Source organism: Mesorhizobium sp. M0159, assembly GCF_040322295.1.
Lineage (GTDB): Bacteria > Pseudomonadota > Alphaproteobacteria > Rhizobiales > Rhizobiaceae > Mesorhizobium.
On record NZ_JAMYTF010000088.1, the window covers coordinates 1 to 12,575 of the forward strand.

Here is a 12,575-nt window from a genome sequence, read left to right on the forward strand (position 1 = left end):
GCGTGTGCGCGATTTTATCTCGCGCACTCCCCCCCCGCTATCCCCAGATCGCGCAGGCGGGCCCCAGACCTGGTGGCAACCCCCCGCGCGGGGGGGCCGACGAAGCCGGCCGGGCCGGGCACACGGTCCAGCGGATCGCCGTCGCCTACGAGGCGGCCGGCGACGGCTTCTGGCTGGCGCGCTGGTTGCGGGCGCACGGCATCGAGGCCTATGCCATCCATCCCTCAAGCGTTCCGGTGTGCGCGAGCACCAGCGCGCCAAGACCGATCGTCTCGACACCGAGCTTTTGATGCGCGCTTTTCTCGGCTGGCTGCGTGGCGAGAAGCGCCATTGCTCCATGGCGGCTATCCCGACACTCGAAGAGGAGGACGCGCGGCGGCCGAACCGCGAGCGGGGGACCCTGGTCGGCGAGCAGACGCGGCTCATCAACCGCATCAAGGCGATCCTCGCCCGCTTCGGCGTCCGCAGCTTCCGGCTGAGCCTGCGCCAGGCGGCGGACAGGCTGGAGACCATCCGAACGGCGGAGGGAACGCCGCTGCCGGACAACACCCGCGCCGAGCTCTACCGCTTCCTTGAGCGGCTCAACCTCGTGCGCGCGCAGATCCGCGCCATCGAACAGGAGCGCCTGCGCCGGCTGGCGGCGGCTCCGGCTGCGGCGAACGGCCCGCACGCGATGGTTCGCCTGCTCGCGCGGATCATCGGCATCGGCGTCGAGACCGCCGACATGCTGGTCAACGAGATGCTGTCGCGCAAGCTGCGCGACCGCCGCGCCGTGGCGCGCTACGCCGGCCTCACGGGGTCGCCGGACGAGAGCGGCAATACCCCTCGGGTCGGTTGAATAGAAAATCAACGGCCCTCTCCACCAGTCGAGCCCGAAGTGCTGACTTCGCCGAGAGTACCAACTTTGGGACAGAGCCAGTCAAGGTGGCACGAGTTTTGAGCTGCCCGGGTACAAAGCAAGGGAAGCTGCCGAATAGCTTCCTGTGGTGCGAAACGCAACGGATGAAATGAAGGAAAGCAGACAGCATGTCAGATCTGATACGGATCCTTGTGAGGATAATTCTCACCACAACGCCGGTCACGAGTTTGAAGCCGCCTTTCTGAACTCAACGTGCCGAGGGTGTCACGGCACCCGGTTTTCCTCTCAGGGGCGAACTCTCAGCTCTTGAGCGTTCCGCCGTGGGCCGAGCCTCCGCTCGGACGCGTAAAAGCGATCGAAAGGTGGGTTGGTTCGGCTCTGCATTCGCGAGTGGCCGATGGCCGACACCACGATGAGGTTGGCGTCTGGAGGACTATATGAACAAGCATGGAAGCTTAGTCTCGGAAGCAAATGCAACGCGCATTCACCAGAACGACACTTCTCTCGCCCTCTTCGGAGGGATTCCTACAGTGCCGGCCGGGCGAGTTGTCCCTTGGCCAGCCGCCAAACGCAAGCATCTGAAGGCGCTCGCCAGTGTTGTCAAAAGCGGCAAATATCATCGAGTTAATCACCCTATTGTCACTGAGCTCGAAAAGCGCCTAGCGGAGTGGTCGGGCAACTGGACTGTGCGCGCTGTTGGAAGCGGCACAGCCGCTATTCACGTGGCCCTCGACTACTACCGGAATCGAGGCCGCCGAGCTGTCACCTCGGCTTTGAACTGGCCAGGAGCCGTCGGCCCCATCGCGATCAGCGGACTCGAGCCGGTGTTTGTCGATGTAGAGCCAAACCTTGCGGGAGTTGATCAGAAGATGGCGGCCGCTCTCATCGAGCCCGGCGACGCGGTGGTGCTCATAACTCATCTGTTCGGAAATAACATTTTGGTTCCGGATCTTAGGCTGGCTGCGCGAGCGAGTGACGTGGCCATTATTGACGATGTTTGTCAATCGATTGGCGTTGCGAAAAACATTGTCAATGGATCTTACTTAGAGACCGACGCACTTGCTCTTTCAGGAAATGGGGCCAAACACCTCGGAGCGGGTGAGCTTGGGTTTGTTCTGACAAGGGACCCTGCTCTGATTCACCATGTCGATAAGGTTTCGCTGACAAGCTCGTCGCGATGTGGAGCTAGAATTTTCTCCCCGAGTTCGAAAGGCTACAATTACCGACCCAACGTATTCTCTGCTGCTATAGCCAATCACAGGCTCAAGCGCCTAGACCGGCAGCTCAAAAAGAGGCGAAGCAACGCAATGTTCCTCTGGCAGGAAATTGGCCATCTCTCAGGGCTTCTGCCTCTTTTCGATCCAGCAGTTGATCAACAATCAATGCTTAGTCTCCCGCTGCGTCTTGAGCCGGAAAAGCTCGGTTTTCTAGCTGGCCCTTCGGCCAGGGATTTCATCGTTAAGCTCCTTCAAGCCGAGGGAGTTCCGGTCATGGTTTGGCTGACGAAGCCCGTTTTTGACTATCTCCCGGATGTCAGCAAAAGATGGTCAAGGACCGATTTCCCAAACACGATGATGCTACTGAACACTATGTTTTGCGTGTCGGAGATCGCTCCGCCAAACGGCGCAGAAGTGATGAAATTGTACGCAGCCGCATTTCAAAAGGTCTGGGCAGCGCTTCCAAATCTAACCTCAAAATTCCCTTAGATCGTGTGTTTGGCCAGAGGGCAGGAGGGCGAGACGATGGACAGCTTAATAAAGGGCTTTCTGCCATATGGCTTTTCAATTGTTGTGAAATTCGGCGGGAGCATCATGCGTGATCTTGCGGTGTGTAAGCTTGCACTGGCTGAACTTGAGCGTCTCGCCGGTGACGGCCATCGAATACTACTTGTTCCGGGCGGCGGCATCCCAGACAAAGCAATTGAAATGATTGATGCGGCCAAGCCATTGGAGTCGTCTACGGCGCATCATGCGTGTGCGCTAGCACAGGACCAAACGGGGTATTTGCTTGCGGACGCCGCCTTCTCTTCCAAGCTTGTTCCATCGGCCAGCCTAGGTGAGTGCCGAACTCTCGCGAGAGTCGGAAAGATTCCAGTCCTGCTACCTTCCCGTTTGCTGTTTGCAGCTGATCCAGTGGAATGGAGTTGGGATGTTACATCCGACGCCGTTGCCGCGTGGGTCGCTTGGCTCACCGGGGCACCACGGCTGGTGATTTTGACAGATGTTGATGGCGTGTATCGTGGTGGAGCAACCGAAGATCCCGCTGCACTTATAGAGCAGATCGCTGCTCAAGATCTTGTCCTTCTCGGCCACACGTCGGTTGACGCGTGCGCGGTCCAGTTCATGGCACAGAAACGCCTCCCCGGCGTGGTGATTAACGCTCGTCATTCTTCTCGTCTCTCCGATTGGCTCGAAGGGAAGCGCGTTAAAGCGACCAATATCACCGTCGGAAGCAGGAAAGCGTATATCGGAACCGAGGATCTGGGGGGGGCGGCATGATGCCCTCCACGGCGCTAGTAGTTTATGGCCCAGAAGTCGCTCGCTCCGGAATCACGTGGCTGCTCGACGAGTTTATTCGCAGGCGAACCGGCTTGGAACTCGCGGAGCGATTCTTTTCAATCCACAATCGTAGATCGATCGATGCCTTTTATACCCTGACACATTCCACCGGCGGGAACCATTGGCCATTGGTGCTGGACTTGTTCGACATGCGTCCGGTTTGCGCCACAATCTGGAGCGGACCTAATGCGCTGCACCTATCGCAAGGACTAAAGGGTAATACACAGCCGGCCCATGCTAGAAGCGGCACCGTACGTAGTCTCTTTTTTTGCGACAATCCCGTGACGAACCTCCTCCATGTGAGCGACAGTCCAGAAGTAATGCAGGCCGAGCTGACAATACTTCGGCGCCAATTCTTGGGCAACGAAGTAGCCGCTTGGAATTCCCTCGATACCGGCCAAATCGCCCATTCATCTTTCCAGATGTTGTTACACGTTCTTGGCGACAGGGGATCTGTGCCGATGCCGGACAATGGGGGTGATGGTAGCGCCTTTGCTCACGCGAGATCAAGTTACGGCAAAGCACTCCTACTCGCATCAAAGAGGGGCCTGACAACGGCCGTCCACCGGTACCTTCAGGGGGATCGAGCCGGTCTAGAAGGTATTGTTCAGCATGCGTCTGTCCGCTCATCTTGGGATCGCCTCGTTCTTGAGGCCGGTCTGTTTTCAATGCCTCTTTGGCATTCCCTGCTGAAGCGAACCGTCGATGCCGTCGAGCCTGAATCAGGTAGCGACGACTACCGTATCCATCTGGGGGAGCACATATGAGCGAACTCGATAGTATCAGGACAATGCTTCGGACAAGCCAACAAGGCAACTTTCCGCGCCATTTGCAGGAATTCGGGCTTGATCTGATCGTACTGGAAGGGGTTTTTCCTCCTGAGAGTTTCGAGGGTTGGCGTTGGATCAGCGAGAATTTCCCCCCATTCGCCGGGAAGACCATATTGGAAATCGGCTGCGGCTTCGGTCTTCCCGGCCTTCTGTTGGCAAAAAGTGGTGCGCGGTCGTTAGTAGCTTGCGACATCAACCAGAGGGCGGTCGCGAACACATTGGAGAATGCGAAAAGAAACGGCATCAAGAACGTGGAAGCTATCGAAAGCGATTTATTCACAAACATCCCCCGTCGCAGGAGATTCGACATTGTATTTTGGAATTACCCGTCGAACTTCGCTGCAGAAGACTACAAGTATGTGGATGACATCGAATGTGGCGCGATTGATCCAGGGTATAATTTGCTCAAGCGCTTTTTGTCGGAAGGCCCAAATTTCCTTACAAAAACAGGTCGTATCGTTCTAGGATTCGGGACTAATGCCCGTGACGATCTCCTTGAACACATTGCGGCTTCGAATGATCTCACAACTGTGATGCTGCGGTCCGGAACCTATCCCCACGTGAAGGTAGTTTACAGGCTGTTCTCAATATCCAAGAAGGATATAAGGATATGATTTCCGACCTGATGCACACTGGATTTGTCGCTATTTCGCCCAATCGGTGTAAAGATAGTTGGGTGGCCGGCAGCAGCGTCCTTTCGCAATTCATCCATCGTGTGCCGAGTGATGTTGACATTCATCATGTCAATTTGGACGCATTTACGGAAGCTGTGGACAAGGATACAAGGGCTCTGGCGTACGCCGGGTTCTCCATCGCTTCACAGCGACCTGCCGGCGCGGAGTTGGAGATCGTGTTTTTGAGGTCGAACGGGACCTTGGCGCTGAATTGGGTTCTCGAAGAGGAACGACCAACGGCGTTAGTTGATGATCCGCTTCTTGGGACACGGGCGAGCTTCGCGGACGTCATCGCGCGAAAGATTGAGATGTACTTGGAGGACCATCATTCGAAGCATCGGGATGATCTGCTTGCACTGCTGGATCATTCCGCCTTAATGGCTCCCGAAATCAGCCGGGACAAATTGGTTGCTATGATTTCCGCGCTAGTCCAGGGCTCGGAGGACACGGGTCAAATCCAATCTTCTTGCCCGCACAAATGGATATCTGACCACATTTGGCCAGTCACGGAACGATCTTTCATAGACTAGACTAAGACTATACATGTGAACCTAAAGGTCGGCACATGAGGTCTGCTGGGCCGCTCTGACAGAACTCCTGACGGACGAGAGAACTTCGTCCACGGCTTGATCCGATAGCGGAACCTTCATCCATCATGTCGCTCACCGAACCATTCATTGGCTTTCCGGCTTTCCGCAAGCCTCCGGCTTCGCCAGATTGGGGCGCTCCCTTTTGCGTCGCCTCTTCCCTTACGCGTGATCATATCTGCCGTTGACAAGAGCAGGGTGTTGCCGCCTGTTCGGCTCAGTCGGCGAACAATTCCCTCTAACCTGCGGTCGCCATCCATTTCGCTCTCTCGAGATTGCTTCGCGCGGCTTTCCGCGCGCGCTCCGGTTCTTCCACCGGATCGATGCCGAGGATGATCTGAGCCATCTCCTCATAGCTGGCGTTGTCGGCAGATGCATCGACAAACCTTAGATAGGTCCTGAAGTGCTCCCTATCGTAGGTGGTCAGGCTGTCGGACCAAGGGACTTCCTCTTTAAGGCCTGGTTCAACGTCTGGGTATTTCACCATCACATCGGGCTCCGGAAGTAAGAATCGGAAGTCGAGAATTTCCTTCGACACGCGGGCTAAGCGGAGAGGAAACATCGTCTCCAAGACGAGGTCCCGATTAAGGTCCGCAAGCCCCCGCTCGAGGCGATGTGCGCATCTGCGGGGCAAATCAGGCCCAGGTTAGAAAGGAATCGCAAAAGGCTCAATACCATGCGGCTGCACATCTGTTTTCGAGGACTGCTCGGACAGGGCTTCGTAAGAAACCTCCAACGGGATGAGAAGCGTAGTCGGTCCTGCGCAACCGCTCCCGCGAACTCGGAATCAGCTCAAAATCGTCTTTTGATCCGCGTCATGACGACGGGGCTTGACCAATCCCCGCTGCTTGACTCGCCGACCCATAGTGCAGATTGCCTGCGTGTTTCGGCAATTCCCGGACACAGCCCTGGAGTGTACCCCACCCCTGTCCGGCTTTTGCGAAATGCGCAGATTGCCGGCAATCGAAAAGGCCCGACAGCAGTTGACACCCTCTTTCGAGCCACGGCACGATCAACAAAGTGGTCGCTTCGCATCCTCGAGCTATTGCGCTGATGATACCGTCTGGACCCAGCACCGTTCCGGCTAGGCCGTGGCTTGCCAAATAGGCTAAAATGTCTGTTGCGGCGGGTGCTCGTCGAGTTTACTCACGCTCGTCCCCCTTGCCTGATCTCATCTCCGGTGCTGGGGGCTGGCAGCAAGCACCAGGTGGCGCGGCTCGCCCTTCGCAGGAAACGCGGCGGTTCATGTTCGCCGCCTCTGGCTCGAGCACGTGCCCAAGGTGAGATTCGGGTATGGCGTCGAAACTGGCCGGATTGGCCTAGTCAGGCGTTCAAACTTCCCTCACCTGCAGACACTGGCAGAGATATTCGCTCAGCAATACTACAGGCGGAACATGCATCGCCGACCCGGACTGTGGCCAAGCTCCAGCCGAGGTAAACAAGACCGCCTCGTCGGCAGTCTGAGCGATCGGGCAGTCCGCGCGGGTCGTAATGGCAATCGTATATGCTCCGGTTTTGCGCGCAATTGCCAGAAAAGCCCTGGTTTCCTCAGTGTGGCCAAGCGAGGAAACGCCAAGAGCAAGGCCCGACGAGCCAAGTCTCCGCGCAAGAGCGTGAGACATGGTGGCGGACCCCGAGGAATGCGCCGGAAACCCTAGCCAGATCAGCCGCATGGCCAAAATATCAGCGCAGACTGAAGACGGCCCCGCGCCAAACACTTCGACGCGACGGGCCGCTCGGACGCGGTTGGCAAGCCCAGTAATTTGAAGATCGTCAAAACCTCGAGCGGACGCGGCAATTGAGCTTTGTAAAGCAGTACTGAGAGCGGCGACCCCCGGTGCTACGTCTATATCTTCTGGTGCGGCGCGTTCAGCCAGCTCAATCAGCGTTACCCGCTCAATGTCGCCGCTGAGCGCAATCTTAAACTCGCGGAATCCCGAGAGTCCCAGCCTTCGGCAAAATCTTATTATTGAAGCAGGCCCAGTTGCGGTGTCGTGCGCTAGGTCGGCGATGGACATCGTTAGAACAGCCTTCGGATCTTGCTCAATATACAGAGCTATACGTGCGAGCGCATTCGGAGCCGTATTGATTACATCATGGATCATGTCTAGCAGTGATTGCTGTGTCTGTCGGGGCTCTTGCATACTGTCCTAAGGTGTTCGATTCAATTGGAACTCAACTCCCCTACCCGAAGGCAAGGGAAATCCCCTGAATAACTCGAGTCTGCTGCAGGTGCATTGACGCAGATCAAAGACAAGTTCGATGCCGGATTTCCGGCCTGCTTCGTTCGCGGCGGCAGCCATTCCGAGCACCACGCTTTAGATGTCAGTGCGGATTCCGACGACAACGGCGTTCCGACCCAAAAACCGGATTCTCCATCGGTGTCCGCGAATTTCTGGTACAGGCATTCCAGCTGGAGCACAGGTTCATGCCGACCTGATGGCAAAGTTTGTGTAAGCCAGCCAAGGTGGCCCGCTGTGTGGCAGCCAGATCGACCAACATCGCATTCTCCAGCGGCGCAAGTCCCCCGGACGAGGCCGGAGTCGCACCTTTCGGGGGCCAACCTGCTCCGCTGAGCCCTCCGTTGGTCCTAGCGCTTTAGGTCTTGTGCACTCTTACGATTGACTGGGTCTGAGCCACTCCCACGGCTACGAAGACGAACCCACCTTGGCGTTCTTCACCTATGTAACGCAGTATCGGCGCAGATTGGTTCAAGCTGCAAGATGGATGCGATTGCGCCCCGCCATCTTGGCGGAATAGAGAGCCGTATCAGCCCGAGCCAGCATATCTCGGTGGTGGTGTCGCCCGCGCGAGCAGTAGCGACTCCAGCCGAGAAGGTGTATCCAAATTCTAACTTCTCCCTGAGCGGCCGTGAGTTGCGAACACAGTTGAGCATCCTTGCGATGATCAGCTCCGCTGCAGCAGCTAATGTGTTTGGCAACACCAGGACGAATTCTTCTCCGCCCACGCGGCGAAACAGTCGGATCGTCTTACCTCTTTGTTCCCCCGGTCGACGAGTGCCGCCCTGAGACCCTCGATAAGGGATGCATCTTCGGAGTAAAGAGGACGCCCTATCGGCACCTACGCAAACTGTTGTTGAACGACCTGGCTGCAGCGCCGAGGCGCCCAAGATCGCCCCGCCGCCACCGGCGTGCGGCGGCTGTGCTTCCCTTGATGAGCCCAGTTGAGGGATGGAGGCCTGCGGCACGCGACCGCTTGAATTGCCGGTATCGCCGAGCGGTCCCGCAATGGCATATCGTTGAGCATGGCTGAGCGTCTTCTGCCTCTGCTCGCGCGACCAGTCGCAGCATGCGCCGAGCCGCTTGAGCTGCTTGAAGATCACACCGCCCGATTCCGCAGAACCAGGTTCGTACCGCGCAACTGGGAGAACACCTGTTCAACTGACCGCCAAGCAGCACGCCGGTTTGGCCTTGTGCAGGGCCGTGGCGCCGGCCTGGATCAACAGGCGACCCGCGACTTCCCACATTGAAAAGGGGACATGCGAGCAGCATGAAGGCCGACGAGACGCCGCCGAGCACCGCGACGTTGCCTTGCCGAATGCGACAGCCAGTTCCTTGAGACGCATCGGCTGCCCGGCGGAACAAGCTCGACGGCGTGCGCCTGGTTGAAGATCGCTTGCAGATTTCTCCTGCCAAAACCACGGTCCCGCCGATGCCGAAGCGCTCGCCGACCGGCTCGGCCATGATGCCACGCATTCGCATCACCGAACTTCTGCACGAAGTCGCCCGCGAAACAGGCTTCATGACGGCGTTCACCAATCTGCGCACCGGCGAAAACTGTCCCAACGAGAGCGCACTGTTGGCCACCATCCTTGCCGATGCCACGAATCTCGGCCTGGCCCGCATGGCTGCCGCAAGTCAAGGAGTCACCTGCGACCAACTCGTCTGGACGCAGGATGCCTACGTCCGCGAAGAGCCGTGGTTTTGGCAGGAGAAATCTGCAATCGATCTTCAACCAGGCGCACGCCGTCGAGCTTGTTCCGCTTGAGGCGGTGCGCAAACTTTTTCAGCCGCCAATCGAGCGGCGGCTGACGGCAACCCAAGTTTCGAAACGATCGGTGCGGCCACCGGCTCGGGCAAGAGATAGCTGTCGAAACGACGGTACGCGGAAGACCGTTCCACCCACACGTCCCCAGAACGCAGCTTGTTGCGCAAATGGGCGAGCATTGCCGTTTCATAGAGCGGGCCATTGATCTTGCCATCCGGGCCGATCACCAGCTTGCGCCAGTCCTTCTTGAACGGCATCGGCGCATCGGGCGGAACATCGCGTTTGCCCGATCTCTTCAGTTCGCGGAGCATACGGATTCCGGCGATCGTGCGGGCGCTTCTCCGCCCGCCTTTGAATTCCAAGGCCTCGATCAGCGTCGAGGCGAACGCCAGATCGACCTGCTCAGTCTGGAAGAGAAGATCGATACATCCTCAGCCGCAGGCGAGCTCGTGTTCCGTGTATTCGGTGCGATCGCTCATTTCGAGCGACGGCTGATTTCCGAGCGCACGAAAGATGGCGTGGCTGCAGCACGGGCGAAAGCCAGACAACCCGGTCGGCAACCGCTCGACATGTAAAAGGTCGAGGCCGCCATCAAGCTGATCAAGGCCAACATGTCGCCGACCGAAGCTGCGAGGCACGGGGTCTCGGCCGATCGACCGTCTATCGCCGAAATGAGGCGACTGGGCATCAGTCGGCCAGCGTAGTGAGCACTTCCGACGCTTTGCAAACTCTCGCTCTTGGAACTTCAAGGGCAAAGCGTGACCCGTTTTCGTCGTTGACTGCTCAATTGGGCCGACCGCTACGCCTGGAAGGCTGACGTTGCTGGGTCGGCTGGACCGGTCTCTGGAAGGCGGCGTGCAATTTCGTGTGCCAGGCGCTTATCGTTCGCCTTTTCGCAGTACCATCCAGTAGGGCAAGCTTTGCTGACATTCATCAAAGTGCGATGGGCCACGCTCTTCAGCCTTGTTCGGGCTTCCGGCGGGCGGCTGCAAGCATCGCCTGACCGACGCGCCGGTCGCCTTGGGCGTTCAGCATTTCGCCGGCATTGCAGATATCACGTGCCTCCTGTTCTGGCTGAGCTTGGCTTTGCCTACAAGGCGGGTGATCTCGATCTCCAGGCCGATGATCGCCTTGACTATAGTGTCGATGAAGTCCTTCGGTGCGTTACCCATCTTCCATGGGACAGGCTCAGTCGCCTCGTGCCTGTGAGTCAGTTTGGCGACATTGCGGCGGACATAGCGTTCGTCGTCGTGGATTGTGATCCGTCCATATGCATGTGCGACGAGGTAGTTCCAGGTCGGCACCTGCTTGTGGAACTCCTGCTTGCTCGGATACCACCGCGGCGAAATGTAGGCGTCGGCGGCGCGGAACACCACGAGCACCTCATCGCCGGTCGCCACGTCCTGCCAAACTGGATTGTTGCGTGCGACGTGGCAGCGAAGGGTACCGTTTTCTCCCTGTGAGGTGTCGAGTTCGAAAGGGATGTGATCGGCGTCGAGACCGCTCCAGCCATGGTTATCAGAACGCCGAGTGCGTTGTTCTCGATCAGTTCGTAAAGGACTTCTCGGCTCGGTTCATCGAAATGAGCGGGTAAATACATGACAGTTCCTTTCACTGGCCGCCGGGTTCGCTGTTCACCGGCTGGTATCCGATGGCAAGCGTTCCAACGCGGCGGCGATCTGGCGCTTCGCTGCTGAGGGCAGAGGCAGGATGGGACGCGGGGGGTCGGCACGGCAAATGTCGAGCAATTCGGCAAGTGCATAGACGACGCGAAGGCTCGAGAACTCCTTGAAGAGGCTCCAGAGCGGCGCAAGCGTGGCATCGATCCGTCGCGCTTCGGCCGCATCGCCCTGTTGCGCCGCCGTGACGATCTTCACGCAGACCTCGGGCAGGATGCCGGCGAGGACGCTGTACCATGTGTCGGCGCCGGCGATCATGGCCTCTGCAGCGTTCCAGTCGCCGCTGTAGCCGATCGAGAACCCTTCCGGCACAGTGCGCCTCTGGTCGGCCAGATGGCTCTTGATCGCATCGCCCTTGTCTGTCGGATTCTTGATAGCGACAATCCCACCCACCTTTGCCAGGCGGCTGACGAGTGCTGGGGTGAAATGGAAATGCGTCGTTCCTGGATTGTCGTAGACGACGATCGGCAGGCCGCTCTCGCACGCCACCGTCGAGAAATGTTCGAACACCTCGTCCTCAGTGAGCGGGGTGTAGGAGGCGGCCGCAAGCAGCCCCGCGGCAGCTCCAAGGGCCTTGGCGTCCTGCGCGAACCTCACTGCTTCATCGGTGCGCAACGCGCCCACACCCACCACGACCGGCGTTCGCCCGGCGATTTCGTCCAAGGTCTCGGCGAGCGTCCGTCGCCGTTCCTCGCGCGACAGATACATGTACGTGCCGGTGCTGCCGAGAAGACCGATGGAATCGACCTGAGCGGTGCCAAGCCGAGCAATCAGCCTGCGCAGGGCAACGGTATCGACGCGGCCGTCACGATCGGCGGGCGTGATGGGGAACGCGGAAAGACCGCTCAGGAATGCCATGGCAAGGCTCCAGGTTTGTGCGTGAGCGCAGGACTGGCCGGACGACAGGTCATCACAAGGCGTCCAGAGCCCGCCGCAGGTCGGCGATTAGGTCATCGGCGTCTTCAAGGCCCACCGAGAGACGCATGAGGTCCTCGCCGACTCCATCGGCCAGATGCGCATCCTTGCGGATCGGCTGACGAGCACGGGTCAGGCTTGCCGGATGATAGATGAGACTGTCGGCATCGCCGAGGCTGACAGCCCGGGTGATCAGGTTGAGCCGGTCCATCATCCGCCGCGCACCCTCGAACCCAGCGTGGAGGCCAAAGGCCAACATGCCGGACCCTTGGGACATCTGCTTTCGCGCCGTCACCTGATCAGGGTGCGAGTCGAGGAAGGGATAACTCACCCATGCCACCGCCGGGTGCGCCTCGAGCGCCTGAGCCACCGCAAGGGCAGTGGCGCTGTGCCGTTCCATGCGCAGCGTGAGCGTCTTCAGACCGCGCAGGATCAGGAAGGCTGACATGGGCGAGAGCGCTGCGC

General features: G+C 58.7%; 11 protein-coding genes and 3 pseudogenes. 8 read left to right on the top strand and 6 right to left on the bottom strand.

From position 1 onward, the window contains the following. Positions 1–101: 101 nt before the first annotated feature. The 6 genes and pseudogenes from NKJ32_RS33955 to NKJ32_RS33980 all read left to right on the top strand — a co-directional run. Positions 102–829, top strand: a pseudogene (locus tag NKJ32_RS33955) (IS110 family transposase); the annotation flags it as partial. A gap of 467 nt (positions 830–1,296) precedes the next feature. After that, positions 1,297–2,565, top strand: a complete 1,269-nt coding sequence (locus NKJ32_RS33960; protein ID WP_352642838.1) for a DegT/DnrJ/EryC1/StrS family aminotransferase — start codon at positions 1,297–1,299, stop codon at positions 2,563–2,565. Positions 2,566–2,601: 36 nt separating this feature from the next. Continuing rightward, on the top strand, positions 2,602–3,357 hold the full coding sequence (locus tag NKJ32_RS33965; RefSeq protein ID WP_352529063.1) for an amino acid kinase family protein: 756 nt from the start codon (positions 2,602–2,604) through the stop codon (positions 3,355–3,357). Next, positions 3,354–4,184: a nucleoside-diphosphate kinase gene (locus tag NKJ32_RS33970; RefSeq protein WP_352529061.1), complete on the top strand. Its 831-nt coding sequence runs from the start codon at positions 3,354–3,356 to the stop codon at positions 4,182–4,184. The genes NKJ32_RS33965 and NKJ32_RS33970 overlap by 4 nt, the downstream gene beginning before the upstream one ends. Next, positions 4,181–4,861: a methyltransferase gene (locus NKJ32_RS33975; protein ID WP_352529059.1), complete on the top strand. Its 681-nt coding sequence runs from the start codon at positions 4,181–4,183 to the stop codon at positions 4,859–4,861. The genes NKJ32_RS33970 and NKJ32_RS33975 overlap by 4 nt, the downstream gene beginning before the upstream one ends. Beyond that, positions 4,858–5,451 carry a hypothetical protein gene (locus tag NKJ32_RS33980; protein WP_352642835.1) on the top strand — a complete coding sequence of 198 codons (594 nt, stop codon included), beginning with the start codon at positions 4,858–4,860 and terminating at the stop codon, positions 5,449–5,451. Before NKJ32_RS33975 ends, NKJ32_RS33980 begins: the two co-directional genes overlap by 4 nt. Before the next feature lie 295 nt (positions 5,452–5,746). Here the strand turns inward: NKJ32_RS33980 and NKJ32_RS33985 are convergent, their stop codons facing one another. Both NKJ32_RS33985 and NKJ32_RS33990 read right to left on the bottom strand, forming a co-directional pair. Continuing rightward, positions 5,747–5,995, bottom strand: a complete 249-nt coding sequence (locus tag NKJ32_RS33985) for a DNA -binding domain-containing protein (RefSeq protein ID WP_352642848.1) — start codon at positions 5,993–5,995, stop codon at positions 5,747–5,749. A gap of 844 nt (positions 5,996–6,839) precedes the next feature. Next, entirely contained in the window at positions 6,840–7,613 is a 774-nt protein-coding gene (locus NKJ32_RS33990) for a MurR/RpiR family transcriptional regulator (protein ID WP_352529055.1), read from the bottom strand. Positions 7,614–9,111: 1,498 nt separating this feature from the next. Here NKJ32_RS33990 and NKJ32_RS35665 point away from each other — a divergent pair. Next, a pseudogene (locus tag NKJ32_RS35665) lies at positions 9,112–9,450 on the top strand (Tn3 family transposase); the annotation flags it as partial. Here the strand turns inward: NKJ32_RS35665 and NKJ32_RS34000 are convergent. Then, positions 9,443–9,902, bottom strand: a pseudogene (locus NKJ32_RS34000) (Tn3 family transposase); the annotation flags it as partial. The pseudogenes NKJ32_RS35665 and NKJ32_RS34000 overlap by 8 nt on opposite strands. A 33-nt stretch (positions 9,903–9,935) precedes the next feature. Between NKJ32_RS34000 and NKJ32_RS34005 the strand changes: the two are divergent. Then, on the top strand, positions 9,936–10,091 hold the full coding sequence (locus NKJ32_RS34005; protein WP_352830243.1) for a recombinase family protein: 156 nt from the start codon (positions 9,936–9,938) through the stop codon (positions 10,089–10,091). A 453-nt stretch (positions 10,092–10,544) separates the two neighbouring features. On the opposite strand, the gene NKJ32_RS34010 is transcribed toward NKJ32_RS34005, so the two are convergent. The 3 genes from NKJ32_RS34010 to NKJ32_RS34020 form a co-directional block, all read right to left on the bottom strand. Continuing rightward, positions 10,545–11,000: an FMN-binding negative transcriptional regulator gene (locus NKJ32_RS34010; protein WP_352642842.1), complete on the bottom strand. Its 456-nt coding sequence runs from the start codon at positions 10,998–11,000 to the stop codon at positions 10,545–10,547. Positions 11,001–11,150: 150 nt separating this feature from the next. After that, positions 11,151–12,053, bottom strand: coding sequence for a dihydrodipicolinate synthase family protein (locus NKJ32_RS34015; protein WP_352830234.1), 903 nt, complete (start codon positions 12,051–12,053; stop codon positions 11,151–11,153). Between the two features lie 52 nt (positions 12,054–12,105). Continuing rightward, positions 12,106–12,575 (bottom strand): PLP-dependent transferase (locus NKJ32_RS34020; RefSeq protein WP_352830237.1); only part of this gene is annotated, 470 nt, incomplete at its 5' end.

What these genes read in the sequence shown, in the direction of transcription:
- NKJ32_RS33960 (WP_352642838.1), top strand. Translation starts at nt 1,297, where the DNA reads ATGAACAAGCATGGAAGCTTAGTCTCGGAAGCAAATGCAACGCGCATT.
- NKJ32_RS33965 (WP_352529063.1), top strand. Translation starts at nt 2,602, where the DNA reads ATGGACAGCTTAATAAAGGGCTTTCTGCCATATGGCTTTTCAATTGTT.
- NKJ32_RS33970 (WP_352529061.1), top strand. Translation starts at nt 3,354, where the DNA reads ATGATGCCCTCCACGGCGCTAGTAGTTTATGGCCCAGAAGTCGCTCGC.
- NKJ32_RS33975 (WP_352529059.1), top strand. Translation starts at nt 4,181, where the DNA reads ATGAGCGAACTCGATAGTATCAGGACAATGCTTCGGACAAGCCAACAA.
- NKJ32_RS33980 (WP_352642835.1), top strand. Translation starts at nt 4,858, where the DNA reads ATGATTTCCGACCTGATGCACACTGGATTTGTCGCTATTTCGCCCAAT.
- NKJ32_RS33985 (WP_352642848.1), bottom strand. Translation starts at nt 5,995, where the DNA reads ATGGTGAAATACCCAGACGTTGAACCAGGCCTTAAAGAGGAAGTCCCT.
- NKJ32_RS33990 (WP_352529055.1), bottom strand. Translation starts at nt 7,613, where the DNA reads ATGATCCATGATGTAATCAATACGGCTCCGAATGCGCTCGCACGTATA.
- NKJ32_RS34015 (WP_352830234.1), bottom strand. Translation starts at nt 12,053, where the DNA reads ATGGCATTCCTGAGCGGTCTTTCCGCGTTCCCCATCACGCCCGCCGAT.